The following is a 24,633-nucleotide window of genomic DNA, read 5'->3' on the forward strand; positions in this document are numbered from 1 at the left end:
CGGGCAGGTAACCGCTGTTGCCTGTCTGCGCAAAATTCCCTTCTGAATAAATGGAGTCTTCTGCGTGGAGTGGTGGAACGAATTAATTTCACAGAATTATGACTGGTTCTGGGATGTCAGCATTGCCCTGAGTATCACGCTGATTGCCGGTGCGGCATGGCGCTTTACCCGCAAGCGTCTGGTTAAGCTGGCGCTGGCGACCAAGAACCGCTGGGACGATATTGTGCTGGAGGCCATTGGCGTTCCTATCAGCTGGATTATTTTTGCCATTGGTGCGACCTGGATTGCCGACATTACCGCCGGTCATTTTTCTTCTGAAATTATTTCCAGTATTCCGGTAGTACGTCAGCTGGCGCTGATTATTCTTACCGCCTGGGCGCTGTGGCGTCTGATTAACCGCGTGGAAGAACGGCAGATTGTGAATGGCATCGATCCGACCACGGTACAGCTGGTGGGTAAGGTGGCCAAACTCAGCGTTACCATTCTGATTATTCTGCCGATTTTTCAGCTGCTGGGCATATCCATTTCCGGCATTCTCGCCTTTGGTGGTGTCGGTGGTCTGATCGTCGGTATGGCCGCCAAAGATCTGCTGGCCAACTTCTTTGGCTCGCTGATTATCTATCTCGACCGCCCGTTCAAAGTCGGTGACTGGGTGCGTTCGCCGGACCGCAGCATCGAAGGGACGGTAGAGCATATCGGCTTTCGCGTAACCCGTATCCGCACCTTTGATAAGCGTCCGCTGTATGTGCCGAACTCGGTGTTCACCAATATCTCGGTGGAAAACCCATCGCGCATGACCAACCGCCGTATCTACGAAACCATTGGTATCCGCTATCAGGATTCGCGTCATCTGCCGGCGATTATGGAAGGCGTGCGTGCCATGCTGCGCGAACATCCGGAAATTGATAATAACCAGACCATGATCGTGAACTTCAACAGCTTTGGTGAATCCAGTCTGGATTTCTTTATCTACACCTTCACCAAAACCACCGACTGGGTAAGGTTCCACGAGATCAAGCAGGATGTACTGCTGAAAGTACTGAATATCATCCACGAGAAGGGTGGCGACTGCGCCTTCCCGACCCGCACGTTGCATGTCGATTCTTTACCACCGCAACTGGCGGGCACGGCCCCGGCCCAGCGCTGACAAGGCTCAGGCTCTGCCCTGTAACCCAGGGCAGAGCACTTATCCTCCGGACTGTTAGTCAAACGGTTCAATAGCTATACCTAATAGCCTTCTTTGAAAAGATCAATTTAACTAATCAAGAGCATACCCCTACTATAGATCCTGTTCCCAACACAAACCTATGGAGTAAGACCACATGATCAACACTGAAATCAAACCATTTGCAGCAACCGCTTTTAAACAGGGCGAGTTCGTAGAAATCACCGAAGCTGATGTTAAAGGCAAGTGGGCAGTATTCTTCTTCTACCCAGCCGACTTCACTTTCGTATGCCCGACCGAACTGGGCGATCTGGCTGACAAATACGAAGAACTGCAGAAGCTGGGCGTAGAAGTATTCTCTGTGTCTACCGACACTCACTTCTGCCACAAAGCATGGCACGACAGCTCTGAAACCATCGGTAAGATCAACTACTACATGGTTGGCGACCAGACCGGCACCATCACCAACAACTTCGGTGTAATGCGTGAAGGTCAGGGCCTGGCAGACCGCGCTACTTTCCTGGTTGATCCACAGGGCGTTATCCAGGCGATGGAAATCACTGCTGAAGGTATCGGCCGTGATGCAGACGACCTGATGCGTAAAGTAAAAGCTGCTCAGTACGTTGCTGCTCACCCAGGTGAAGTGTGCCCGGCTAAGTGGAAAGAAGGTGAAGCGACTTTGGCTCCTTCTCTGGATCTGGTCGGCAAAATTTAATCGAAGCTGGCTGCGTTGACATCGCGTTGTTAAAAGCCGATTCAGAATGCTCACTTAGTCCACTAAGCTCCGCTTCTTCATCGGCTTTTGCCTAGCGCTGTCGGCCTCGCCAACGCTTCGGGCCGGCATTTGCCAAATGCTGCCGGCTTCGGGACGCGGGCCGACACTGTAATTGCAATACCCGGCTCCGGTTTTCCGGAGCCGTTTTAAAAATCTTCAATCGGACGGTATTTCCATGCTTGATGCAAATATGAAACAACAATTAGGCACCTACCTGAACAATCTGCGTAATCCGATTGAACTGCAGGTGTCTGTTAATGATTCGCCAAAATCCAAAGAACTGGAAACCCTGGCGCGTGAGATCGCAGAACTGAATGATCAGATTTCCCTGACGGTGACCAACGAAAAAATCGGTGGCCGTTCTCCGGTAATGACCATTGCCAAAGCGGGCAGCGAAGCCCGTGTCGCCTTTGCCGGTGTGCCAATGGGCCACGAGTTTACCTCGCTGGTGCTGGCTTTATTACAGGCGGGCAGTCACCCGTCGAAAGAAGATCAGGCATTGCAGGATCAGGCAAAATCCCTGACGCGCACCCTGAATTTTGAAGTCTATGTATCGTTGTCGTGCCACAACTGTCCTGATGTTGTACAGGCGGTGAATTTAATGGCCGCGCTGAATCCGAACGTAACCGCCACCATGATCGACGGCGGCGTATTTCCGGACGAAGTGAAAGAACGCAATATTATGGCGGTCCCTTCGCTGTACCTGAACGGTGAAGTGCTGGCCAACGGTAAAATGACGCTGGCAGAAATCCTCAATAAAGTGGATGACGACGCCGATGCCAAAGCCGCGGCGGCAATGGCCGATAAAGATCCGTTTGATGTGCTGGTGGTGGGTGGTGGCCCGGCGGGTGCTTCAGCTGCCATTTACGCGGCGCGTAAAGGTATCCGTACCGGTCTGGTGGCCGAGCGTTTTGGTGGTCAGGTATCGGATACTGTTGGCATCGAAAACTTTATTTCTGTGCCTTACACCGAAGGTCCGAAGCTGGTTGCACATCTGGAAGAACACGTTAAAGAATACGACGTGGATGTGATGAAAACCCAGAAAGCCGTTGCGGTACGCAAAACCGATTCCGGCTTAACCGAAGTCGAACTGGCCAACGGTGCGGTACTGGCGGGTAAGTCGGTGATCCTCGCGACCGGTGCGCGCTGGAGAGAAATGAACATACCCGGCGAGCAGGAATACAAAGCCAAAGGCGTATGCTTCTGCCCGCACTGTGATGGCCCGTTATTTAAAGGTAAGCGTGTTGCGGTGATCGGTGGTGGTAACTCCGGTATTGAAGCCGCTATTGATCTGGCCGGACTTGTTGAGCACGTCACCGTACTGGAATTTTCCGATGTACTGCGTGCCGATGCGGTGCTGGTGAAAAAAGCCGAAGCCACTGCCAATATCGACATTATTAAAATGGCGATGACCACTGAAGTGATTGGCGACGGTGAGCGGGTAACGGCGATTAAATACCAGGACCGTAATACCGGCGAAAGCCATGTGATCGAACTGGCGGGTATTTTCGTACAGATTGGTCTGGTGCCGAATACCGAATTCCTGAAAGGAACGGTCGAGCTGACTGAGCGTGGCGAGATTATTATCGACGGCCATGGCCAGACCAATGTACCGGGCGTATTCGCCGCCGGTGACTGCACCAACGTGGCGTACAAGCAGATTATTATTTCGATGGGCGCGGGTGCAACCGCTGCACTGGGTTCCTTCGATTACTTAATCCGCAACTGAGCGACCGCATAATTTAAAAATTCAGCACCCTGAATGCTTGTTGGGAACAGACAAGCAGCCCGCGGCCCGGAAGCAATGATTGCTTCCGGGCCGTTTTTGTTTTTAATCGCATCAAAGTCCGCTATTGTCAGGCGGAGTGTTGGATTATTAACAGGAATGGATGCAGATGATCTCTTGTATTGCGTTATTACGCGGCATTAATGTCGGCGGTAAAAATATTCTGCCGATGAAAGATCTGGTCACCGTGTTTGAACAGGCCGGCTATCAGCAGGTTAAAACCTATATTCAGAGCGGTAATGTTGTTTTTCAGAGCGCTGCACAACCTGTGGCTGCAGACAGTACGCGGCTGCGCAGTCTGATTGCTGCTCAGCATGGATTTGAGGTGGACGTTCTGTTGCTGAGCGCGGCTGAGTTACAAGCAGTTATCGCTGCCAACCCTTACCCGGTGGATGATGGCAAAATGCTGCACTTCTTCTTTCTGGCTGCACAGCCAAAGACCGTAGACTCAGAACGCCTTCAGGCTCTGAGTAAGGCATCGGAATCTTTTCAGTTGGCTGACGGCGTATTTTATCTGTATGCGCCAGAAGGTATTGGCCGTTCAAAACTGGCGGCAGGTGTGGAAAAAGTTCTTGGGGTTCCTGTAACCGCCAGAAACTGGAACACCGTCAGCAAGTTAGAAAGCCTGCTGAACGCTGTGGATTAACTCCGTTAACATTCAGGTATGCCAGAGCGCGGGAACTTTCCTTGACCCTCTGGCTGGTTCAGGCATGCTCAGTCATTCACGGACAGACAGCAGCGCACGGAGCCACTATGACCACGACAGTCAAAACCCCGGGTGTTTATATCAATGAGATAAACACCTTTCCTGATTCGGTTGTGCCCAGTGCAACCGCTATTCCTGCGTTTATCGGTTATACGCCTGCGGCACAATTAAACGGTCAGTCACTGCTGAATAAAGCGGTGCTTGTACAATCTTACGAAGAATTTGTCTCGCGCTTTATGCATCCGGACGCACTCCAGCCGGTACAGTATTACCCACAGGGCGGAGATGATAATTACGAACTTATGCCCGATCCGGCAACGGTGTATTACCTGTGTAACAGTATGCGGCTGTTTTTTGAAAACGGGGGTGGCAGTGCTTATGTTGTATCGGTCGGAAATTACGGTAAGCCGAGCGGAAACCCCTTAAATAGTGCGCAGGCAGCGATTATTAATCCGAATATTCTGTTGGCTGATCTGCTGCGTGGACTGCAGGTTCTGGCAGAAGAATCAGAGCCGACGCTGTACCTGTGTCCGGACGCAACACTGCTGTCGGTGGCAGAAAATGCAACACTGATGCAGGCCATGCTGTTGCAGGCTGAACAGCTGGAGTATCCGTTCTGTCTGTTCGATGTCATTGGCGGGTGCAATCCTGACCCGGTGTTATACAGCGAAGATATCCGGAATTTTCGCGAAAACACGGGCAGTAACGGGTTAAAAAATGCTGCCTGCTATTATCCGTTTATCGGCACCACGATGGTGGGAAGTAACGAGCTGAATTACACCAATTTGTTTGGCGGTAATCTGCATCAACTGGCGGAGTTTCTTCATGCAGAGTCTGATGGTACATCGGCAGTCAGCCGCATTCTGGCGGATGTCGCAGCCTTAGCAGAGCCATCTGCAGCGCAGATCCGGCAGCACGATATGGCATTACGGAATGCCAGTAAGCGTTATAACAGCTTGCAGCAAAGACTGAATACCGAGGTCAATATTTTGCCGGTCAGTGCGGCGATGGCTGGCATTTATGTGCTTAACGATAGTAACGAGGGCGTATGGCGTGCACCAGCTAATGTCAGCATCGTTGGCGCAGCTGCGTTACCTATCCGCTTATCAGATCATCAACAGGCTGAGCTGAATATTGATGAAGCTTCCGGCAGATCCATTAACGCCATCCGTTTTTTTAATGGCCAGGGCATTCTTGTCTGGGGCGCCCGCACGCTGGATGGTAACAGTCAGAACTGGCGTTATATTCCGGTGCGGCGCACGGCGATTTTTCTTGAGCGTTCAATTCAGGAGGGCATGAAGCGTTATATTTTTGCAGCCAACGATGCCAACACCTGGAATGCTGTAAAAGCCATGATTGAGAGTTTTCTCACCAGTATCTGGAAAGAAGGTGGTCTGCAGGGCTCGTCTGCCAGTGATGCGTTTAATGTTGCGGTCGGGCTGGGGAGTAGCATGACCAGTGACGATATTCTGAATGGCTGGCTGCGGGTTAATGTAAAAGTAGCACTGGTTCGTCCTGCTGAATTTATTGTGCTGAACTTCGAGCAGCAGCAGGCAGATTCCTGATGCTGCCGGAAACGCTGACTGGCCGGTAATCCCGGCCAGATTGTTCAGCAGAGCTCTTCGTCGCGCAGCTGGGAGCTCATGCCGTCGCAACTTTCTGACCAGGCGCTGAGCCAGTCTGGCAGCGGTGGTGATTGCGGAGCAAGATTCATTTCGGCGATAAACTCCTGCGGATCGACCAACCCTTTTGCCGAACGGAACAGGCCACGCATCATCACCACGCCAATAACCCGTTCTTTGCGCATAAAACGGTGTTCAACAAAGACCCATTTATCATCCCAGCCGAGCATACGGCTGTGAATTTCAAAGGCTTCAAACAGCCGCAGCTCACGGCGGAATTTCCCCCAGACATCACCCACAACCGGAAACGCTTTATGGCGCAGAGCCACTTTGTAGGCGCCGCTGCGTAATACGTAATCCATACGCCCGACATCGGCCATGGTGAAGTAACGGCCATTGGTTACATGGCGGTTAAAATCCAGATCCAGTGGCCATACGCGCATTTTCACCACCGTGGTGTCCAGGCCGCCGACCGGCTTGCGCCACGGGCGGCGCAGCAGCATAAGTAACAATCGAAACCAGAGATTCATCTTTATTTTCCTGACTGCTTAAACAGGCGGCCACTCTAAGGCTTGCGGGGGCGGCGTTGTATATGCATAAATGACTTGTTTCACGCGAAATCTGCAATCGAGGCATTATGCACGTTACTTTGCTGTTGGCTGATCAATGCTCTGCGGCCAGTGCGACTATGGCGCAGGAGATCTTTTATGCCGCCAACTTATTTTCCGGTCAGGAGAAGCCGCTGTTTGAGTTGAGCCAGGTGTCGCTTGATGGCTTGCCGGTTACGGCCTCAGCCGGTCAGCAGCTGATGGCAGACTGCGGGATTGCCGATATCCGCCAGACCGATCTGATTGTGATTCCGGGTTTTCTCTTCAGTCTGCAGCAGGCGATGCCGGAGTTTGGCCGCTACCGGGCGTGGCTGACGGAGCGTTACCGGCAAGGCGCGACGATTGCCACCATGTGTAATGCAACGTTTTTATTGGCCGAAAGCGGTCTTGCCGATGGTATGCGGGTGACGACTCATTGGGCTTTCGCCGGGCTGTTCCGGCGCAGTTTCCCGCAGGTCCGGCTGGATGAGCAGCAAATGTTATGTGAAGACGGCCAGCTGATCAGCAGTGGCGGAGCGACGGCGGTGCTGGATCTGCTGCTGCACCTTATACGCCGTTTTGCTTCATTAGAGCTGGCACAAACCTGCAGCCGTTATTTGCTGATTGATAATGTCCGCAGCGTACAAAGCCCCTATGCCTTATGGGCCGCGCCGAAAAATCACACTGATCAGGATATTCTGAAGGTACAGAACTGGCTGGATGAACACTTTGCCGGAGCGCTGGTCATCGATGAACTGGCCAGCCGTTTCGGCTTTGGTGTGCGTAACTTTAAGCGGCGTTTTAAGGAGGCGACGGGGCAGGCGCCGCTGGCTTATCTGCAGGCGCTGCGCATAGAAAAAGCCAAGCAGCTGATTGAGTCGACCCGCATGACCATTGACAGCATTACGCTGGCGGTCGGTTATGAAGACAGTAATTCATTCCGCCGTCTTTTCCGTCAGCGGGTGGGTTTATCGCCGGCGGCTTATCGTAAACAGTTCCAGCCAAAGTCCAGAGCGGAGTCATCTGCAGAGTAATTAACGTATTGCATAATGATATACAATGTATATCATTAAGTTCTCTTCATCTTATTGGGTTTCAGGCGTCGTGGATAAGGCAAAGGCTTCAGCCAAAACTGGCCGCAGTAAAAAGGCCAAAGCTGTAAAGAATGATGCACAGCTGCTTATCCGTATTAATGGCGAAGAGCGGGAGCAGTTTCTTGCTCTGTGCGAAGAGCTGGACACCAGTGCAGCCCGTGAAATCCGGCGATTTATCCGCGGTTTTATCCGGAAAAATCAGCAGACTGAAGAGTCATAGTGCTTAATGCACCCATCGGAATAAAGAAGGAATTTGTTATGTCTAAGAAAGTATCCAAGAAAGTCGTCAGCCTGAAAAAAGAGATCAAAGCGCGTAAGGCCAAGATCTCCAAGCAGGAAAGCAAACTGAAAGTGCTGAAGAAAAAGCTGAAAAAAGCCGCTTAATCGCAGGCTGATATAAAAAATGACACCTGCGGGTGTCGTTTTTTTTGGTCAGGACTTCAACTGTGGGTTACGTAAAAATACCTGCTCGAACTGTTTAATATTCTGCTGAATATAATCAATAAAAGCCTTCATGGCCGGGGTCGGATGTTTGGCCTGCGGATACACCACACACCAGCTGCGGCGCAGTGGAAAGCCCGGAATATCCAACACCCGCAGCGTCCCCAGCTGCAGTTCCGGCAGGATGCTGAGCTTAGGCAGCACGGCTACGCCAAGGCCGGCAATCACGGCGTGTTTAACGGCGTCGTTCGAGCCGATTTCCATGCTGGGTTTCACCCGCAGGCGTTGTTGCTGGCAGTGTACTTCCAGCGCCAGGCGGCTGCCGGAACCCGCCTCGCGCATCAGCAGGTTGCTGTCGAGGAAGTCCTGCGGGCTGACCGCTTCCTGCAGTAACAGCGGATGTCCGGCCGGCACCACCGGCACCAGCTCATTATTCAGAAACGGCAGCGAGGCCAGCGGCTTCTCGCTTGGCACCATGCCCATAATCACCAGATCGTCACGGTTATCGTTCAGGCGCTGAATCGCTGCGGCGCGGTTCACCACGCTGACGCTGACGTTGATCTGTGGGTAAAGATTAAGGAAAGCGCGCAGCAGGTAGGGCACAACATATTGCGCCGTATTCACCGCCACCAGTTTCAGCTCGCCAGCCACTTTACCGTCCAGCTCGGCCAGATCGGTCTGCAACCGGCGCAGTTCACCGAAAATACCATCCACGCTCAGGGCCAGCTTCTCTCCGGCCGCTGTCACAAATAAACGGCGACCGACGTATTCGAATAAGGGCATTTCCAATGCCTGCTCCAGCTGGCGCATCTGGCTGCTGACCGCCGGCTGGGTCAGTCCGAGCAGCTCGCCCGCCTTGCTGTAACTTTCCAGCTCATATACTGCGTGGAATACCTGCAATTGGCGAAAAGTCAGGCGGCTGGCTAATTTTTGTACGCTGATTGGCATGCTATGTTGCTCGTTGGTCTTTATGTATAAGTAATACCTTATAGGTTGGGTAAAAAATATCAATTTTTGCTTTGGTCTGGTGTTGTCTAAGCTGATCTGACCCTTTCACTCAGGGACTACGAACGAGGAGTTCCCCATGCTGAAGAAAGTTCTTATTGCTAACCGCGGCGAGATTGCCGTCCGTATCGTGCGCGCATGCGCCGAGATGGGCATCCGCTCGGTGGCTATCTATACCGAACCGGACCGCTATGCGCTGCATGTTAAGCGTGCGGACGAAGCTTATATGCTGGGTGAAGATCCGCTGGCCGGTTATCTCGATCCGCTGCGCATTGTGAATCTGGCATTGGAAACCGGCTGCGATGCCATTCATCCGGGCTACGGCTTTTTGTCAGAGAACGCTGAGTTCGCCCGCCTGTGTGAACAGAAAGGGGTCACCTTTATCGGGCCGAAGTCGGATGTTATCCACAAAATGGGCGATAAAACCCAGGCCCGTGATTCCATGCGCGCCGCTGGCGTACCTATTACTCCGGGCTCCGACGGTAATCTGGCCGATCTGGATGAGGCGCTGAAACTGGCCGCCGAGATTGGTTATCCGGTGATGCTGAAAGCCACTTCCGGTGGTGGTGGCCGCGGTATCCGCCGTTGTGATTCTGCCGACGAATTAAAATCCCAGTACCCGCGGGTTATTTCTGAAGCCACCAAAGCCTTCGGTTCGGCCGATGTGTTTATGGAAAAGTGCATCGTAAATCCGCGTCATATCGAAGTGCAGATTCTGGCCGACAGTCAGGGCAATGTGGTGCATCTGTATGAGCGTGACTGCTCTATTCAGCGCCGTAACCAGAAGCTGATTGAGATTGCGCCAAGCCCGCAATTAACGCCGGAACAGCGCCAGTATATTGGTGGGCTGGCGGTGAAAGCGGCCGCAGCCGTCGGTTATGAAAATGCCGGTACGGTCGAATTCCTGCTGACCGGCAATGAAGTGTACTTCATGGAAATGAATACCCGTGTGCAGGTCGAGCACACCATTACCGAGCAGATTACCGGGGTGGATATTGTGCGTGAGCAGCTGCGCATTGCCGCTGGCCTGCCGCTCAGTTATCGCCAGGAAGATATTGCCTACCGCGGTTTTGCCCTGCAGTTCCGTATTAATGCCGAAGACCCGAAAAACGATTTCCTGCCAAGCTTCGGCCGTATCTCTCACTATTATGCGCCGGGTGGGCCGGGTGTACGGGTCGATACAGCAATTTATACCGGCTATGAAATTCCGCCGTATTACGACTCCATGTGTTTAAAACTGGTGGTCTGGGCGCTGACCTGGAAAGAAGTGATTGCCCGTGGGCAGCGCGCGCTGGATGACATGCGTCTGCACGGTATTAAAACCACTGCGCACTATTACCAGCAGATTCTCAGTAACGCCGATTTTAAACGGGCGGAATTCGACACCAGCTTTGTGCCGACCCATCCGGAATTATTGAATTATTCAGAAAAACGTCACCCCAGCGAAGTTGCGCTGGCCATTGCCGCAGCCATTGCCGCACACGCCGGCTGGTAATCCGCAGGAGGAATGAATGATGAGTAACGTGAAAAAGATTGAAGTCACCGATGTGGTTCTGCGTGATGCACACCAGTCGCTGATTGCGACCCGTATGCGCACCGAAGACATGCTGCCGATCTGCGACAAGCTGGATAAAGTCGGCTACTGGTCGCTGGAAGTCTGGGGTGGAGCCACCTTTGATGCCTGTGTGCGTTTCCTTAAAGAAGACCCGTGGGAGCGTCTGCGTCAGCTGAAAAAAGCGCTGCCCAATACCCGTTTGCAAATGCTGCTGCGTGGTCAGAACCTGCTCGGTTATCGCCATTACGCCGATGACGTGGTGGAAGCGTTCGTGCAGAAAGCGGCTGATAACGGCATTGATGTATTCCGTGTATTCGATGCGCTGAACGATCTGCGTAACATCGAAACCGCAATGAAAGCGGTTAAAAAAGCCGGTAAACATGCGCAGGGCACCATCTGCTACACCACCAGTCCGGTGCATACGCCAGCGCTCTTTGTTGAACAGGCCAAAGCCATGCAGGCCATGGGCGCCGACTCTATTGCCATTAAAGATATGGCGGGTCTGCTCACACCATACGGCACCTATGAGCTGGTAAAAGCGATTAAAGCCGAAGTGGATTTACCGCTGGTTATTCACAGTCATTCAACGGCAGGTCTGGCACCTCTGTGTCAGCTGAAAGCGATAGAAGCCGGTGCCGACCGTATCGATACCGCGATTTCTTCCTTTGCCTCAGGTACCAGTCATCCGGCGACCGAGTCGCAGGTTGCTGCGTTAAAAGGCACAGGCTACGACACCGGTCTGGATCTGGAACTGCTGGGTGAAATTGCCGATTACTTCCGTGAAGTGCGGAAAAAATACCACCAGTTTGAAAGTGAATTTACCCGCGAAGATGTTTCCGTGCAGATTAATCAGGTGCCGGGCGGCATGATGTCTAACCTGGCCAATCAGCTGAAAGAACAGAACGCGCTGGATAAAATCCGTGAGGTGTTTGCCGAAATTCCACGGGTACGTGAAGACCTTGGTTTTCCTCCGCTGGTAACGCCAACCTCACAGATTGTTGGTACTCAGGCGGTATATAACGTGCTGGCGGGTCAGCGTTATAAAACCATCACCAACGAAGTTAAGCGTTACCTGCAGGGTGGCTATGGTGCAGCACCGGCGCCGGTGAATGCTGAGCTGCAGAAAAAAGCCATTGGTAACGAGAGCGTTAATGATGGTCGTCCGGCGGATTTATTAAGCCCGGAAATGAATAAACTGCGTGATGACATTGGTGCTCTGGCGCAAAGCGAAGAAGATGTTCTGACCTTTGCCATGTTCCCGGATCTGGGCCGTGAATTCCTGCAGCAACGTGCTGATGGCACCCTGAAACCGGAAGAACTGCTGCCACCGGACCAGAAAGGCAAAGGCCGTATGGGCGAAGCGATGGCAACTGAATTCCGTATCGACGTACACGGTGAAAGCTATGAAGTGGCTATTACCGGTGTCGGCGACTCCGGTGCCGGTAAACGCAAACTGTACCTGTCGCTGGACGGTATGCCGGAAGAAGTAATTTTTGAATCGCTGAACGAATACGTCGCCGAAGGCAGCAGCAATCATGGCCGTAAGCGTGCCACTCAGCCGGGTCATGTTACCGCAGCAATGCCGGGCAATATCGTCGATGTGCTGGTGAAAGAAGGTGATAAAGTCGAAGCCGGCCAGTCGGTGTTGATTGCCGAAGCGATGAAAATGGAAACCGAAGTTCACGCCAATATCGCCGGTACCGTACAGGCGGTTTATGTGAGCAAAGGGGACCGGGTAACGCCGGGTGAGGTATTAATCGAAATCGGTTGATACCGGGAAGGATTGTTGTGTCGTCAGCGGCACAACAGTCCGCTGAGAAAATCATGTTTCTTACGGAGGGAATACCGTATTCTTAGCGCCGTTGATAAGGGGAGATTGCAGTGGAAAAACTGATACGTGGTGTACTGAATTTTAAACAGAATGTGTATCCGCAACAGAAAGACCTGTTCGGCACGCTGGCTGACGATGGCCAGAATCCGGACGTACTCTTTATTACCTGTTCGGACTCCCGTATCGATCCGAATATGGTTACCGGCTCAGCCCCTGGTGATCTCTTTATTTGCCGTAACGCCGGTAATATTATTCCCCCACACTCTAACGAAACCGGTGGCATGACCGCATCTATTGAGTATGCCGTTGCGGTATTAGGCGTACGCCATATTATTGTGTGCGGACATACCGATTGTGGTGCGATTAAAGGCGCTCTGGATATGACCAAGCTAAAGGGGCTGCCGCACGTTAAAGAATGGTTAGGTCATTGCCGTTCCGCGATGGAAATCGTGCGCGAACGTAATGGGATTCCATCGGATATGTGTCTGGGTCATGAGCACCTGAACGAAGCCATTGAAGAGAACGTTTTGCAGCAGGTTCAGCATTTACGTACCCATCCGGTGGTGGCCGCCAAGCTGTCGACACAGAAAGTACATATTCACGGCTGGGTGTATGACATTAAAAGCGGTGGCATTCGTTGCTGCAGCCATAACAGCGATACCTTTAACGATTTCTCGGCTCATTATGCCGATATTATTGCGAGCGTCGGCGAATAATCGTCCGGGCCGGTTTCTTCACCGGCCCTGATTCTGCAATCAGCAGGTCCAATAAATTTTATTCTCCAGATCAACGACCGCCGGACCGTCGCTGCAACCGCCAACATCTTTTGCCTCTTTATCCTTCGGTTCATAGATAATAATCCAATGACCGGAGCGGGCATGCCAGTACAGCTCTCCCTCATCAATTAATCCCAACGGAAATACGCCGTCACTATCGTTATTGGTCAGAGAGATCCTTCCCTGTTTTATTTCGGTATCCAGATTGATGCCCTGCATCTGTGGGTGCTCGGCGTAGCGTTGCTGAAATACATACTGACCATCGGCCAGCGGTAATTCTGGTGCTGCGTACGCTGTGCCAAGGGTCAGGCTGGTTAGCAGCAACAGGGTGTGTGTCAGAGTGGGGGTCATCTTCATTCCTTTGAATTTACAGGGTACTGTGCGGACGTTATTTCTCTTTATAGCGTGGCAAAACCAGATTCCAGCGGATGGCGCTGAGGCGCAGCAGAAAAATAAAAATACCGGCAACCAGAGCAGCGGCGCCGATATTAATATCGTTATGAATCAGCAAAATATACAGCAGAGAACCGCTCCAGGCGGCGGTCGCATACCACTGCCCCTGAAATACCAACGGGTCCTGATTGAGCAGTATGTCCCGCAGAATCCCACCGGCCACACCGGTAATAACACCCATAAATGAAGCGACCAGCATATCGGCACCAACACCCAGGGCAGCCTGAGTGCCGGCTACGGTATATAAACCCAAGGCCGCAGCATCCGGTAGCACAAACCAGCGGCCGGATAATTTAATCCAGCGTGCCAGAAAAAAAGTGGCCAGTGCACCAAACCAGGTAAAAATCAGATAGCTGGAATCCGCTACCCAGAATACGGTGCGGTCGAGCAGGGTATCGCGCAGGGTGCCACCACCGAGGGCGGCACAAAACGCGATAATCATAATGCCGAACAGATCAAACTGTTTGCTGCGCGCATCCAGCACACCGGCGGAGGCCGACAGAATCGAAGCAAACATGGTTGACCAGTACATCACTTCAGCGGTGCTCAGAACCATAGTGATCGTCCGGCGTTAAGTAATATTAAAAAACCAGCAGCGCTTATTGCGCTGCATAACGGTTCTGCAGATATGCGAAAACGGCACGCATACCCATGGCTTCACCACCCACCGGACGGCCCGGTAATTTACGGCGGTTCCAGGCCATTACGTCAAAATGCACCCAGGGCGTGTTATCAACAAAATGCTCCAGATACAGCGCGGCGGTAATCGCGCCACCAAAGGGCCCGGGTACAGAGTTCACCAGATCGGCGATATCGCTTTTCAGAGAATCGCGGTAAGCCTGATGTAGGGGCAGGTGCCAGACCGGATCGGTAATGCGCTGACCGACCTGCATTAAATCAGAAGCGAGCTGCATCTGATTGGTAAAGAAACCCGGTAATTCAGTACCCAGCGCGACCCGGCAGGCGCCGGTGAGCGTGGCGAAATCGATGACCAGATCCGGTGACTCACTGACCGCTTCGGTTAATGCATCGCACAGAACCAGACGGCCTTCGGCGTCTGTGTTGTCAATTTCAACGGTTGAGCCTTTGCGCGTATTCAGTACATCACCGGGACGGAAACTGTCAGCGCTGACGGCATTTTCAACCGCCGGAACCAGCACGCGTAAACGCACCGGCAGCTGTTGAGCCATAATCAGGTAAGCAAGACCAACCACATGGGCAGCACCACCCATATCTTTCTTCATGGTGCGCATGGCATCGGCAGGTTTTAAATCCAGACCGCCGCTGTCAAAGCACACACCTTTACCCACCAGAGTGACCAGCGGATGTTTTTCATCGCCCCAGCGCAGATCGAGCAGACGCGGAGCATGGGCACTGGCGCGCCCGACCGCATGAATCATCGGATAATTTTCGCTCAGCAGATCATCGCCGACAATCTGAGAAAACTGTGCGCCAAACTCCTGCGCCAGATTTTCCAGAGTAGCTGCCAGATGCTGCGGCATCATATCGGCGGCAGGAGTATTGACCAGATCACGGACATGACGGGTTGCGCTGACCAGCTGCTGGGCGTACGCCAGTGCGCCGCTGTCGGCCAGTAATAAACGCGCCTGTGGCTTACCCGGTTTGACATAGCGTTCAAAGCGATAGGCGCCAGCGCCCCAGGCAAAGGCAATGCTGATTAATTGATCGGTATCGCTGATATTGTCGATCACATAATCCGCTGCGGGCAGCAGGTTGGCCAGCTCGCCACAGGCGAACATATCGTCGAGGTTATCGCAGACAAAGAGCGCGCTTTGCAGGGAGCCATTGGCTGCCGGTAATAACTGTACTCCCTTGCCGCTGTAGCCGCAGGCATCCAGCCAGGCTTTAACGCTGTCAGCCTGTTGTTCGAGCCAGCGCGGAAAATCGCTGCTTTCAAGAATGGTAAGAGGGATACCCTGCTGGCCTGCGGCTAAAACATCAGACATGGAAACTCCGGACTACTGAAAATAATGTTCACAGTATAGGTAATTCCCGCAAATTACAGAATGGGCGGCACCAGCGACCTTGGTGGTGAATATCAGCTTGCTGCGCGCGGAAGCGCCAGCAGACGCGCCGGCAGACGTAACCCGGCACATGGATTAGAATACCCCACGGTTTTATTCAGGTATCTCTTCTATGAACGAATTTATTCCGGAGCTGATCGGCGGCACGCTGATTGGTCTGGCGGCAAGTCTGTTGTGGCTGGGCATTGGCCGTATCAGTGGTATGACCGGGGTGTTATCCAGTCTGTTTTTGCTGCGCGAAAAGCAGCGCTACTGGGCACTCTGGTTTCTGGCCGGACTGGTGCTGGCTTACCCCTTGTATCTGGCTCTGGGTTACAGCGCGGCTATCGTCGTCACCAATAATACGCTGTTGCTGGGCAGTGCTGGTCTGCTGGTCGGATTCGGCACTTATATCGGCAATGGCTGTACCAGTGGTCATGGTGTGTGCGGTATGGGGCGGTTATCGCTGCGTTCTGCGGTGGCCACAGTCACTTTTATGGTTGCGGGTGTGGCTACTGTTGCGGTTATGAATCTGGCCGGAGGTATTTTATGAACGCACGCCTGCTGGGTCCGCTGGTGGCTTTGGCCAGTGGTCTGATTTTTGGGCTGGGGCTGCTGATTTCCGGAATGAATAACCCGGCGAAAGTGAGGGCATTTCTCGATGTTTTTGCTGCCTGGGACCCATCGCTGATCGCGGTTATGGGATCGGCCATTCCGGTGTTTGCGCTGTTTTTCTATTTCAGTAAGCGCCGCAAAACGCCGTTCTGCGCCACGGCTTTTCATGAGCCTAAGCTGACACGTATTGATCTGCGTCTGCTGGCCGGAGCGCTGCTGTTTGGTATTGGCTGGGGCCTGGTTGGTCTTTGTCCGGGACCGGCGCTGGTGAACCTGCTCGCATTTGAGCCGGGTGTGCTGATCTTTGTGCTGGCCTTGTTAGCCGGCAACCGTATTGCACACTGGCTGGTAGGGCCTGTGCGATAACAGAGTCAGGCGGCTTTGTCGGTACACATCATACCGTCACACAGAGCGGCAGAGCCGGCAATACTGCCGGCATCGTCTTCTGAGCTGATGCGTAACGGTTCGACAACGGCGCTGTTGTTTTTCGCCTGACGGTTGCTGGCCATGGTTTCGCTAAACTGACGGGTGATGCCGGGCAGCAGGTCGAAATAGGCGGTAAAGTGGCGCTGTGGCTGTTGCTCTTGTTGTGCTTCTGCACTGGATTCCTGTGGAAATTCCATCTGAGTATCTTCCATTCTGGTTATTGAATCTGCACTGTAACGGACTGAGTCTGAACCTGAGCTGAATTTCCCGTTCAGCTGGCGTCGTTATTTATTCAGCTTTGGTTCACCTGCAGCGGGTATCCTGTTTAAATTGCCCGAATACTGATGTACAGGTACCCCACTCTTGATCCTCACTTTCATGTCGCTGCAATCTGTATTCAGTGCCCGGATGGCATCGCCTGCGTTGTCCCGGTCTGCTGATCGCCGTGCGCTGCGGTTGCTGTTATGCCTGCTGCTACAGGCGCTGGCATGGCCGGTGCTGGCCGGGCAGGATGACAAGCCGGAAGAAGAATCCGACTGGGTAGAGGAAACCATCAACCCTAAAACGGAATGGGTTGAAGAGGTGTTTACCCCATTTAACCGCTGGGTTGAGCGTAAAATTCAGGGCAAACCCGCTAAATCAGAACCGCCGGCGGTACCACCACCGGATGTGTTCTCACACCGGGTCAACCCTCCGGCAAATGCTATTTCGCCACAGGAAGCCGGGCGCTTATTGCGTTTGCTGTATCCGGGAGAAATCCTGCGTATTCATTTTGAGCCAGGCCCACCACCTTATTACCTGATCAAGCTGCTTGGCAGTAAGGGCAATATTGCCAGTTACTATATGCACGCAATCGATGGCACGCTGCTCGACACTATTCCCCCTGCAGCTGATACCGTCCCGGCGCGGCAGAACGAAGCACAAGGAGAACAGCGATGAAAATCCTGATTGTGGAAGACGATGCAAATCTGCGCAGCCAGCTGGCCGAAGGTCTGGATAAAGCCGGCTTTCAGTGCCAGTTGGCAGCCGATGGGCTGGAAGGTTATTTTCAGGCCAGCGAATATCCATACGATATGGCCATTATTGATCTGGGCCTGCCCAAAATTGATGGCATCGAGCTGATTCGTCGTCTGCGTAAAGATGGCTGTGCTTTTCCGCTGCTGATTCTGACAGCCAGAGGCGGCTGGAAAGCCAAGGTAGAAGGGCTGGAAGCCGGAGCGGATGACTATCTGGAAAAGCCCTTTCATATCGAAGAATTAATTGCGCGTAGCCGGGCGTTATTGCGCCGTATTACCGGCCACAGTGCCGTACTCAAAGCAGGCCCGCTGGAACTGGATGTGCAGAGTCAGCAGGTTTTGCTGGCAGGAGCCCGTCTGGAACTGACCGCATTTGAATACAAAATTCTGGAATATATGCTGCGTCACAGCAGTGAGGTTATTTCCAAAAATACCCTCACCGATTATCTGTATGCGCAGGATTTTGACCGTGACAGTAATGTGATTGAAGTACTGATTGGCCGGCTGCGTAAAAAGCTGGCTCAGGCGGATGGCTTCAGTCCGATTGTTACCCTGCGGGGGCGGGGTTATCAGTTTATAGCGGAAAACGGTTAATGCTGAATTCGCTGCGTGCCCGGCTGATGTTATTGACAACATTATTGTTGGCAGTATTAATGCTGGGTATTGGCGTATGGCTTTATCAGTCGTTTTATTACGCGCAGGTTAATGGTCTGCAGGAGCGTTTGCGCCTGCACAGCTATTCACTGCTGGCTTTGGCTGATTATCGCTCGGGCAAACTCTGGGTTCCTGATTACCTGCCGGAAGAACGCTTTAATCATACCGGCTCCGGTTTGTACGCTCAGATTCTGGATGCCTCTGATCAGATTGTCTGGCGCTCATTGTCCGCCAAAGAATTACCACCGGTGAGCGGCAGCAACGCCGCGCCTGGGGAGTGGCGTTACAGCTTTGCACGCATGCAGGGCGAAGAATATATGATTGCCCGGCTGGGGGTTAACTGGGGAAATGCCGGTAATAATAATCCGCAGTTTAATCTGCTGATGATCGAGAATCTGCATGATTTTAACCGGCAGCTGATCGACTACCGCAACAGTATGGATTATGCGCTGCTGACATTTGCGTTACTGCTGATCGTTATGCAGCTGCTGATTCTGCGCTGGGGGTTGGCACCGCTACGTCGTGTCAGCCATGATCTGGAAAAACTGCAGCGCGGTGAACAGGCCGATTTAACCGGTGAGTATCCGCGTGAACTGCAGCCACTGACCACCAACCTGAATCAGTTACTGCAGAGTGAGCGGGCACAGCGTGAACGCTACCGTAATATGCTCGCCGATTTATCACACAGTCTGAAAACGCCGCTGGCGGTGATGAGTGGCATGGTACATCAGCCGCAGATCAGTGATGATGACCGGCAGGAGCTGGAGCGGCAGATTAATACGATGAGCGAGCGCATCCGGTTTCAGTTGCAGCGCGCGGTCAGCCAGGCACAAAGTTTCAGTCTGCAGAAAGTAGCGGTAAAACCGGTGGCTGAATCGCTGCTGGGTGTTATGAAAAAAGTGTATGCCGATAAACATCTGACGTTACAGCTGGTTGCTGATGACGATGTATTCTTTCTGGGTGATGATAACGACCTGACCGAGATTATCGGTAATCTGCTGGATAATGCCTGTAAATATGGTCGCCGGCAGGTGCTGATCAGTGCGCATAATACTTTATCCGGCTGGCAGCTTTGTGTTGAAGATGACGGCCCGGGGGTTGCCGAAGAGCAACATGAGCATGTTCTGCAACGTGGTGTGCGCCTGGATACCATGACCGCGGGGCAGGGACTTGGGCTGGCACTGGTCAGTGATATTCTGGCATTGTATGACGCCCGCCTCAGTATTCGCGAGTCGCTGTTGGGCGGAGCCTGTTTTATTCTGGAGTTTGAAAATCAGGGAGCTCTCTGAGGTGTCGATGAACAAGGGATTAATCCGATGCAGCGTATTACGCAATATCAGCGTAATGCGTTTGTCTGTGCTGGCAGGATTGCTGTTTCTGACAGCCTGCTCCAGTGTCACTATTCGTCCTTATGGCGGCGAAAAAGACACTTCACCACCGGATTATCAGTCGAGCAAAACATTTTATCTGGCCGGGATTATTGGCGAACACGAAGTGAACACCAGTGTTATTTGTGGTGAACGGCGGGTTATGCAGATGCAGGCAATTACCAGCTTATCGGACTGGCTGCAGAGCGTACTGACACTACTGATTTATACGCCGCGTACGGCCAAGGTATGGTGTGATCATCCGGCACAGGAGACGCAGAATGACTGAATGGAAAATTGTCAGAACTGCAGCCGTTATTGCCTGCACACTGCTGTCAGCCTGCAGCACAATTCATTTTACCCATGACCTGAGCAGCAACCGTCAGCCGGCAGAACCTCTGCGCATCAAATGGCATGACACAACCATCGACGGCATGATTGAAATCAGCCCACCGGTGAATCTCTACCGTGAATGCCATGGCAAGCCCTGGAGTAAAGTAACGGTGGAGTACACCTTTGCCAATGGTCTGACCACTGCCCTGATCAGCGGCACCTTGGTCAGCGTGGCACCCGTTTTTAATTTGGTCAGTGTGTATTCCCCATGGTCGGTACAGACCTACTGTTCTGTCTCTGTCAGCGATCTGCAGGCTGCTGCAGTCAGCAACAGTGACTGATATGTTTATCGCAGCACCGGAGTGCTGCGATGTTTGCCGCGTATTAACGGCGGCTCTTTGTTGGATAATTCCTCAGAACTGGTAATTCACCTGCAGGTAAGTCCGGTCACCGCCTTCGTCTTTATCAAAGCCGTAGGCGTAGCCCAGACGTACCGGTAGCGCAAAACCATACATCACAACAACTTCTGTCATCAGCTCCATACCGGCGCTGGTAAGATAATGTGAGCGCCCGCCTTCCTGCCAAGCTGCACCATGATCGGCAAAAATATTGGCATTAATACCACCAAGACCAATAGGTAATAAATTCCAGCCACGTTCAACGTTCAGCAACGGGAAACGATATTCGAGGCTGTTGGTCTGAATGCGGTTACCTTGCTGCACATTTTCTTTATAGCCACGCAATGCCCATTGATCGCGGCCAAATAATGACTGCTCGAGAACACCTTCTTCGCCGCCCAGCTCAAAAGGTTCCGGTTGTTCGAAACCATAAGCGCCGCTGCTGTGCAGAGCCAGTACCTGATTGCCGGGTAAATCAATAAAATGACTGATGCTGGCATTAATGATGTCGCCATTGTAGTCGCTGTCGAGATAGTCATTGGATTCCCACAACAGGGTTGCCTGGGTTCCCCAACTGACCGAAATCGACTGGCTGTACATTTCGCGGTTATCAAAATCCAGACGGGCACCGACCACTGAATTATGTAAGCTGTTTTCCTCGCGCAATAAATCATCGGCCGGAATATCGTACTCGTGGCTGCGGTTAATACCGGCGCTTAACTGCAGTTTATTTTCCAGAAAATTGACGATATTCGTGCGCGCGAGTTCTACCGTATCTTCGCGGCGGATGCGTTGCAATCTGTCGCTGTTATCAAGGTAGTAACTGTGGTTGCGCTGTGCCAATAGCTGCCACTGGTTATTGTAGGAATACATCAGGTTGCCACTCGCGATGTCGTTTTCGGTATCGACAAACAGAGTGCTGCTGTAATTATGCCGCCCGAGGGCATCCTGACCGGAAGTGCTCAGTCCGATGGCATTATATTCTTCGTTGCCCGAATACACCGGCAGCCACTGCTGTGGCATCAGGCTTGACCATGGGCTGTATTCTTCGGCTTCGCTATGTGTCTGTGGCTGATTATATAAGGGGGCATAATCGTACTGGCTCTGCAGCTCGGACAGCGGCAATACCGCCAGCGGTTTACGTTCGGAAGCCGGCAGGCGTACGTGGCTGAAGCCACGGGCCTGATAACTCTGGAAATAAATATCATCGCCCACCAGAACTGGTTGCACTGCACCGCCTAATAAATGGGTTAGCTGGGACACCTCTCCGCTGGCCAGATTCAGACTGAAAATATTATAGGTAGCCGTCGCGCTGGCCAGATCAACACCTTTAACGTTGCTGTAATCGGCGCTGAAAATAATATGCTGATCGTCGTGGCTGAAATTCGGACTGCTTTCATTGGCGCGGGTATTGGTCAGCGGCAACCATTGTGGTTGCTCAGTCTGCATATTAAGTAACTCAAGGTTCCAGCCCTGTTGCTTGCGTTTAATGCTGGCAACGATTTTTTTCCCGTCGTGGGAGATGGCGTAATCACTGATAACATCATCCAGCGATCCCTGCCACAGAGTGCGGATAAAGTGCCCGTTCTTATCCAGCATATCCAGCTGGCTGATACCGGCCTGAATACGTTTGGCAATTAAATAGGGTTGTTGTGGGTCGGCTGCGTTTGGCATCCAGCGTACGGCACGATAGCGCTGACCGCTGGTCAGGCGTTGCTCGCCACCGTCACGCATAATAAAAATATCACTCCAGCCGCGCAGGTCGGCACGGTCGGTAATACGGGTATAGGCAATATCCCCCCGGGGACTGACATCCAGGCTGAGCATGCCGGTGGTTTGCAGTAATACTTCGCTGACCGGATTTTCGGCTGTGTTGCTGGCAGTGCGGACTTTAACCAGACTGTTACGGTCTTTACCGTTTTCGCGCAGGTAATAATAATTTTTACCATCGCTGGCGGCAGCATTGATGGATAAACCTTCGTTGCTGATAGCCTGTACCGGGGTGTCAGCTGTCTTTTTCAGCTCGGTAATTTGTGGGGAAAAACGCTGCTGCAGCCAGACTTTAAACTCCTGCCATAACACCTCATGGCTTTTGCCGAAGACTTTACGCGCTTCGTAATTCTGCAAAAAGAACGGAATAATATTGCGTGAGTATTCACTCAGGTAATCACGGATTTTGTCATCACCGTAGGTGTCGGCGATAAACTGCCAGTAGTAGTAACCGTACAGATAATGCTTACCCAGCGGCCAGTCACGCAGGGTGACGACAGCCTGGGATAAATCGTCGATGCCGTTAATCACTTCCATACGCATCATCATGTCGTAGGTCGTGCTCTGGCCACGGCCATACCCCTGAGCCGCGTTGGTTTCTTTATAAACCGCCAGTCCCTCAATGATAAAACCCGGCGTGTAGGCATGAGGAAAGGTCAGCGGATTACGTCCCAGAATCTTACGGATAACAGCCGGAATGCCGCGCGCCATATCAACATGAATGATATGCGTCAGCTCGTGGGTGATCAGCAGATTCAGCCAGTCGTCATAGGCTTCCAGAGTGCTGTTGCCATCGGGCGGACTTAAAAACAGCCGGATCTGATTAAAAGGCTCCGGATGTGCCCAGCCGTTGGAAAAATCAAAGTCGTCGGTCAGTACCACATGAACGCGGTCTTTGGGCGTCCAGTCAAAATCCTGCGTCAGTTCGCTCCAGGCTCGCTCGGCAATCACAGCGGCCCGTTCGGCCTGCGCTTTATGGGCCGGAATAAAATGAAAGTAAAAGTGGTCGCTGCTGAACGTTTGCCATTCCATACCGGGCAGGTCCGGGCTGACCGCCAGTGGGTTTTCGGCATGCGCGGCCGGAGTCAGAACCATGGCCGGGCCGGCCAGCAGCAGGCTGATGGCGCTGGCCAGTAACAGCTTCCGGCTCTTCAGGGTCTGTGCCGGCGGCAGAAGTGCATCAGAATGGGATATCAATAAGGTAGGGTGTGGATACGTCATACCGCAATCTCCGTTAAAAACCGCGGCAGTATAGAAATTGGCCACTGAACCCGTGGTGAACCACCGGGCGCTGAATGATTCAGTCGCGGTTCAGCTATAACGGTGGATGTGGCGGATTGTGCAAAGATTGATCCGTCGTCAGACCTCTGGTAGACTCCGCGCTCCTTTTTATCCGTATATTGGCCCTCGGGCGAACAACGGACTCCTTGCCTTACCGGATGGGCCGGAAGGCTGACTACCCATAAGGAGTTGACAATGCGTCACTACGAAATCGTTTTTCTGGTTCACCCAGATCAAAGCGAGCAGGTACCTGCGATGGTTGAGCGTTACACTAACTCAATCGAAGCCGCTAACGGCAAAATTCACCGTTTCGAAGACTGGGGCCGTCGTCACCTGGCTTACCCAATCAACGATGTGCACAAAGCCCACTACATCCTGATGAACATCGAATGTACTCAGGAAGTTCTGGACGAACTGACCACCAACTTCCGTTACAACGACGCTGTTCTGCGTAACATGGTGATCCGTTGTGATGAAGCCATCACCGAAATCTCTCCGATCAAAGCTGCTGAAAGCCGCGAAGATCGTCGTCGTTCCGAGCCACGCGCTGAAGAATCTGAAAGCGCTGCGGAAGAAGCGGATGACGCTGACGAGATCGATTCTGACGATAACGCTGAATAAGAGAGGATTTGAGTCATGGCACGTTTTTTCCGTCGTCGTAAGTTCTGCCGTTTCACTGCTGAAGGCGTAAGCCAGATCGATTACAAAGATCTGGATACCCTGAAAGGCTACATCACTGAAACTGGCAAAATCGTACCAAGCCGTATCACTGGTACCCGTGCTAAGTATCAGCGTCAGCTGTCTACTGCGATCAAGCGCGCGCGCTACATCGCACTGCTGCCGTACACTGATCAGCACGACAACTAAGTTCGCCTTTCCAAGCTGGCTGCGTTGATGCAGCGGCGTTAAAAATGCCCTCGGAATGCTCATGTATCACTTATACACTGCGCTTC

General features: G+C 52.6%; 27 protein-coding genes. 20 read left to right on the forward strand and 7 right to left on the reverse strand.

Annotation, left to right across the window (positions count from 1 at the left end):
• The first annotated feature begins 64 nt into the window (after positions 1–64).
• From LGT44_RS20190 to LGT44_RS14905, 5 genes are all read left to right on the forward strand, one after another.
• Positions 65–1,147, forward strand: coding sequence for a mechanosensitive ion channel family protein (locus LGT44_RS20190; RefSeq protein ID WP_145470854.1), 1,083 nt, complete (start codon positions 65–67; stop codon positions 1,145–1,147).
• Between the two features lie 175 nt (positions 1,148–1,322).
• Complete coding sequence (ahpC, locus tag LGT44_RS14890) at positions 1,323–1,880, forward strand: alkyl hydroperoxide reductase subunit C (RefSeq protein ID WP_145470856.1); 558 nt, start codon at positions 1,323–1,325, stop codon at positions 1,878–1,880.
• A 235-nt stretch (positions 1,881–2,115) separates the two neighbouring features.
• A complete protein-coding gene (gene ahpF / locus LGT44_RS14895) occupies positions 2,116–3,669 on the forward strand; it encodes an alkyl hydroperoxide reductase subunit F (protein WP_230331169.1) in 1,554 nt (517 codons plus the stop codon).
• Between the two features lie 166 nt (positions 3,670–3,835).
• The gene (locus LGT44_RS14900) at positions 3,836–4,372 is read left to right on the forward strand and encodes a DUF1697 domain-containing protein (protein ID WP_230331168.1); all 537 of its coding nucleotides are present in this window, start codon (positions 3,836–3,838) and stop codon (positions 4,370–4,372) included.
• A 107-nt stretch (positions 4,373–4,479) separates the two neighbouring features.
• Entirely contained in the window at positions 4,480–5,997 is a 1,518-nt protein-coding gene (locus LGT44_RS14905; protein ID WP_230331167.1) for a phage tail sheath family protein, read from the forward strand.
• A gap of 44 nt (positions 5,998–6,041) precedes the next feature.
• On the opposite strand, the gene LGT44_RS14910 is transcribed toward LGT44_RS14905, so the two are convergent.
• Positions 6,042–6,584 carry a thioesterase family protein gene (locus tag LGT44_RS14910; protein ID WP_230331166.1) on the reverse strand — a complete coding sequence of 181 codons (543 nt, stop codon included), beginning with the start codon at positions 6,582–6,584 and terminating at the stop codon, positions 6,042–6,044.
• A 107-nt stretch (positions 6,585–6,691) separates the two neighbouring features.
• Here LGT44_RS14910 and LGT44_RS14915 point away from each other — a divergent pair, with 107 nt between their 5' ends.
• From LGT44_RS14915 to LGT44_RS20045, 3 genes are all read left to right on the forward strand, one after another.
• A complete protein-coding gene (locus tag LGT44_RS14915; protein WP_230331165.1) occupies positions 6,692–7,675 on the forward strand; it encodes a GlxA family transcriptional regulator in 984 nt (327 codons plus the stop codon).
• Positions 7,676–7,745: 70 nt separating this feature from the next.
• Positions 7,746–7,955, forward strand: coding sequence for a hypothetical protein (locus LGT44_RS14920; RefSeq protein WP_145470949.1), 210 nt, complete (start codon positions 7,746–7,748; stop codon positions 7,953–7,955).
• Positions 7,956–7,993: 38 nt separating this feature from the next.
• Positions 7,994–8,119 carry a hypothetical protein gene (locus tag LGT44_RS20045; RefSeq protein ID WP_255606124.1) on the forward strand — a complete coding sequence of 42 codons (126 nt, stop codon included), beginning with the start codon at positions 7,994–7,996 and terminating at the stop codon, positions 8,117–8,119.
• Between the two features lie 48 nt (positions 8,120–8,167).
• Here the strand turns inward: LGT44_RS20045 and LGT44_RS14925 are convergent, their stop codons facing one another.
• On the reverse strand, positions 8,168–9,124 hold the full coding sequence (locus LGT44_RS14925) for a LysR family transcriptional regulator (protein ID WP_230331163.1): 957 nt from the start codon (positions 9,122–9,124) through the stop codon (positions 8,168–8,170).
• A gap of 136 nt (positions 9,125–9,260) precedes the next feature.
• Between LGT44_RS14925 and LGT44_RS14930 the strand changes: the two genes are divergently transcribed.
• The 3 genes from LGT44_RS14930 to LGT44_RS14940 all read left to right on the forward strand — a co-directional run bounded on the left by LGT44_RS14930 (position 9,261) and on the right by LGT44_RS14940 (position 13,283).
• Positions 9,261–10,676: an acetyl-CoA carboxylase biotin carboxylase subunit gene (locus tag LGT44_RS14930; protein WP_230331162.1), complete on the forward strand. Its 1,416-nt coding sequence runs from the start codon at positions 9,261–9,263 to the stop codon at positions 10,674–10,676.
• Between the two features lie 19 nt (positions 10,677–10,695).
• Positions 10,696–12,507 (forward strand): sodium-extruding oxaloacetate decarboxylase subunit alpha, encoded by a 1,812-nt coding sequence (gene oadA / locus LGT44_RS14935; RefSeq protein WP_230331212.1) that lies wholly within the window; start codon positions 10,696–10,698, stop codon positions 12,505–12,507.
• Between the two features lie 110 nt (positions 12,508–12,617).
• Complete coding sequence (locus LGT44_RS14940) at positions 12,618–13,283, forward strand: carbonic anhydrase (protein WP_145470874.1); 666 nt, start codon at positions 12,618–12,620, stop codon at positions 13,281–13,283.
• A 39-nt stretch (positions 13,284–13,322) separates the two neighbouring features.
• On the opposite strand, the gene LGT44_RS14945 is transcribed toward LGT44_RS14940, so the two are convergent.
• From LGT44_RS14945 to LGT44_RS14955, 3 genes are read right to left on the reverse strand one after another with little or no spacing between them, the layout of a single operon-like run.
• Positions 13,323–13,694 (reverse strand): NHL repeat-containing protein, encoded by a 372-nt coding sequence (locus LGT44_RS14945; RefSeq protein ID WP_230331161.1) that lies wholly within the window; start codon positions 13,692–13,694, stop codon positions 13,323–13,325.
• Positions 13,695–13,731: 37 nt separating this feature from the next.
• On the reverse strand, positions 13,732–14,352 hold the full coding sequence (locus LGT44_RS14950; RefSeq protein ID WP_145470877.1) for a trimeric intracellular cation channel family protein: 621 nt from the start codon (positions 14,350–14,352) through the stop codon (positions 13,732–13,734).
• 43 nt (positions 14,353–14,395) lie between these two features.
• Positions 14,396–15,763 carry a leucyl aminopeptidase family protein gene (locus tag LGT44_RS14955; protein WP_145470879.1) on the reverse strand — a complete coding sequence of 456 codons (1,368 nt, stop codon included), beginning with the start codon at positions 15,761–15,763 and terminating at the stop codon, positions 14,396–14,398.
• A 190-nt stretch (positions 15,764–15,953) separates the two neighbouring features.
• Here LGT44_RS14955 and LGT44_RS14960 point away from each other — a divergent pair, with 190 nt between their 5' ends.
• Positions 15,954–16,373, forward strand: a complete 420-nt coding sequence (locus LGT44_RS14960) for a YeeE/YedE family protein (protein ID WP_145470881.1) — start codon at positions 15,954–15,956, stop codon at positions 16,371–16,373.
• Complete coding sequence (locus LGT44_RS14965; protein ID WP_222428620.1) at positions 16,370–16,801, forward strand: DUF6691 family protein; 432 nt, start codon at positions 16,370–16,372, stop codon at positions 16,799–16,801. The genes LGT44_RS14960 and LGT44_RS14965 overlap by 4 nt, the downstream gene beginning before the upstream one ends.
• A gap of 5 nt (positions 16,802–16,806) precedes the next feature.
• Here LGT44_RS14965 and LGT44_RS14970 read toward each other — a convergent pair whose 3' ends face one another.
• Positions 16,807–17,058 (reverse strand): hypothetical protein, encoded by a 252-nt coding sequence (locus tag LGT44_RS14970; RefSeq protein WP_145470883.1) that lies wholly within the window; start codon positions 17,056–17,058, stop codon positions 16,807–16,809.
• A 166-nt stretch (positions 17,059–17,224) separates the two neighbouring features.
• Between LGT44_RS14970 and LGT44_RS14975 the strand changes: the two genes are divergently transcribed.
• Genes LGT44_RS14975 through LGT44_RS14995 form a run of 5 tightly spaced genes read left to right on the forward strand, consistent with a single transcriptional unit; the run spans position 17,225 to position 20,572 of the window.
• Positions 17,225–17,800 (forward strand): hypothetical protein, encoded by a 576-nt coding sequence (locus LGT44_RS14975; RefSeq protein ID WP_225692451.1) that lies wholly within the window; start codon positions 17,225–17,227, stop codon positions 17,798–17,800.
• Positions 17,797–18,471: a response regulator transcription factor gene (locus LGT44_RS14980; RefSeq protein ID WP_145470887.1), complete on the forward strand. Its 675-nt coding sequence runs from the start codon at positions 17,797–17,799 to the stop codon at positions 18,469–18,471. The genes LGT44_RS14975 and LGT44_RS14980 overlap by 4 nt, the downstream gene beginning before the upstream one ends.
• Positions 18,471–19,820: an ATP-binding protein gene (locus LGT44_RS14985; RefSeq protein WP_145470889.1), complete on the forward strand. Its 1,350-nt coding sequence runs from the start codon at positions 18,471–18,473 to the stop codon at positions 19,818–19,820. The genes LGT44_RS14980 and LGT44_RS14985 overlap by 1 nt, the downstream gene beginning before the upstream one ends.
• A 7-nt stretch (positions 19,821–19,827) precedes the next feature.
• Positions 19,828–20,187 carry a Bor family protein gene (locus LGT44_RS14990; protein ID WP_186436032.1) on the forward strand — a complete coding sequence of 120 codons (360 nt, stop codon included), beginning with the start codon at positions 19,828–19,830 and terminating at the stop codon, positions 20,185–20,187.
• Entirely contained in the window at positions 20,180–20,572 is a 393-nt protein-coding gene (locus tag LGT44_RS14995) for a hypothetical protein (protein WP_145470893.1), read from the forward strand. Before LGT44_RS14990 ends, LGT44_RS14995 begins: the two co-directional genes overlap by 8 nt.
• A 72-nt stretch (positions 20,573–20,644) precedes the next feature.
• Here LGT44_RS14995 and LGT44_RS15000 read toward each other — a convergent pair whose 3' ends face one another.
• Complete coding sequence (locus LGT44_RS15000) at positions 20,645–23,620, reverse strand: hypothetical protein (RefSeq protein WP_230331160.1); 2,976 nt, start codon at positions 23,618–23,620, stop codon at positions 20,645–20,647.
• A gap of 255 nt (positions 23,621–23,875) precedes the next feature.
• Between LGT44_RS15000 and rpsF the strand changes: the two genes are divergently transcribed.
• A complete protein-coding gene (gene rpsF, locus LGT44_RS15005) occupies positions 23,876–24,301 on the forward strand; it encodes a 30S ribosomal protein S6 (protein WP_145470896.1) in 426 nt (141 codons plus the stop codon).
• Positions 24,302–24,316: 15 nt separating this feature from the next.
• Positions 24,317–24,547, forward strand: coding sequence for a 30S ribosomal protein S18 (gene rpsR / locus LGT44_RS15010; protein ID WP_145470898.1), 231 nt, complete (start codon positions 24,317–24,319; stop codon positions 24,545–24,547).
• The last annotated feature ends 86 nt before the right edge of the window (positions 24,548–24,633 follow it).

The organism is Thalassolituus alkanivorans (assembly GCF_020447205.1).
In the GTDB taxonomy this organism is placed as follows: domain Bacteria; phylum Pseudomonadota; class Gammaproteobacteria; order Pseudomonadales; family Oceanobacteraceae; genus Venatoribacter; species Venatoribacter alkanivorans.

Excerpts from the sequence above, each read along its gene's own strand:
- ahpC (WP_145470856.1), top strand. The coding sequence starts at position 1,323 with ATGATCAACACTGAAATCAAACCATTTGCAGCAACCGCTTTTAAACAG.
- ahpF (WP_230331169.1), top strand. The coding sequence starts at position 2,116 with ATGCTTGATGCAAATATGAAACAACAATTAGGCACCTACCTGAACAAT.
- LGT44_RS14900 (WP_230331168.1), top strand. The coding sequence starts at position 3,836 with ATGATCTCTTGTATTGCGTTATTACGCGGCATTAATGTCGGCGGTAAA.
- LGT44_RS14905 (WP_230331167.1), top strand. The coding sequence starts at position 4,480 with ATGACCACGACAGTCAAAACCCCGGGTGTTTATATCAATGAGATAAAC.
- LGT44_RS14910 (WP_230331166.1), bottom strand. The coding sequence starts at position 6,584 with ATGAATCTCTGGTTTCGATTGTTACTTATGCTGCTGCGCCGCCCGTGG.
- LGT44_RS14915 (WP_230331165.1), top strand. The coding sequence starts at position 6,692 with ATGCACGTTACTTTGCTGTTGGCTGATCAATGCTCTGCGGCCAGTGCG.
- LGT44_RS20045 (WP_255606124.1), top strand. The coding sequence starts at position 7,994 with ATGTCTAAGAAAGTATCCAAGAAAGTCGTCAGCCTGAAAAAAGAGATC.
- LGT44_RS14925 (WP_230331163.1), bottom strand. The coding sequence starts at position 9,124 with ATGCCAATCAGCGTACAAAAATTAGCCAGCCGCCTGACTTTTCGCCAA.
- LGT44_RS14930 (WP_230331162.1), top strand. The coding sequence starts at position 9,261 with ATGCTGAAGAAAGTTCTTATTGCTAACCGCGGCGAGATTGCCGTCCGT.
- oadA (WP_230331212.1), top strand. The coding sequence starts at position 10,696 with ATGAGTAACGTGAAAAAGATTGAAGTCACCGATGTGGTTCTGCGTGAT.
- LGT44_RS14945 (WP_230331161.1), bottom strand. The coding sequence starts at position 13,694 with ATGACCCCCACTCTGACACACACCCTGTTGCTGCTAACCAGCCTGACC.
- LGT44_RS14950 (WP_145470877.1), bottom strand. The coding sequence starts at position 14,352 with ATGGTTCTGAGCACCGCTGAAGTGATGTACTGGTCAACCATGTTTGCT.
- LGT44_RS14955 (WP_145470879.1), bottom strand. The coding sequence starts at position 15,763 with ATGTCTGATGTTTTAGCCGCAGGCCAGCAGGGTATCCCTCTTACCATT.
- LGT44_RS14960 (WP_145470881.1), top strand. The coding sequence starts at position 15,954 with ATGAACGAATTTATTCCGGAGCTGATCGGCGGCACGCTGATTGGTCTG.
- LGT44_RS14965 (WP_222428620.1), top strand. The coding sequence starts at position 16,370 with ATGAACGCACGCCTGCTGGGTCCGCTGGTGGCTTTGGCCAGTGGTCTG.
- LGT44_RS14970 (WP_145470883.1), bottom strand. The coding sequence starts at position 17,058 with ATGGAATTTCCACAGGAATCCAGTGCAGAAGCACAACAAGAGCAACAG.
- LGT44_RS14980 (WP_145470887.1), top strand. The coding sequence starts at position 17,797 with ATGAAAATCCTGATTGTGGAAGACGATGCAAATCTGCGCAGCCAGCTG.
- LGT44_RS14985 (WP_145470889.1), top strand. The coding sequence starts at position 18,471 with ATGCTGAATTCGCTGCGTGCCCGGCTGATGTTATTGACAACATTATTG.
- LGT44_RS14990 (WP_186436032.1), top strand. The coding sequence starts at position 19,828 with ATGAACAAGGGATTAATCCGATGCAGCGTATTACGCAATATCAGCGTA.
- LGT44_RS14995 (WP_145470893.1), top strand. The coding sequence starts at position 20,180 with ATGACTGAATGGAAAATTGTCAGAACTGCAGCCGTTATTGCCTGCACA.
- LGT44_RS15000 (WP_230331160.1), bottom strand. The coding sequence starts at position 23,620 with ATGACGTATCCACACCCTACCTTATTGATATCCCATTCTGATGCACTT.
- rpsF (WP_145470896.1), top strand. The coding sequence starts at position 23,876 with ATGCGTCACTACGAAATCGTTTTTCTGGTTCACCCAGATCAAAGCGAG.
- rpsR (WP_145470898.1), top strand. The coding sequence starts at position 24,317 with ATGGCACGTTTTTTCCGTCGTCGTAAGTTCTGCCGTTTCACTGCTGAA.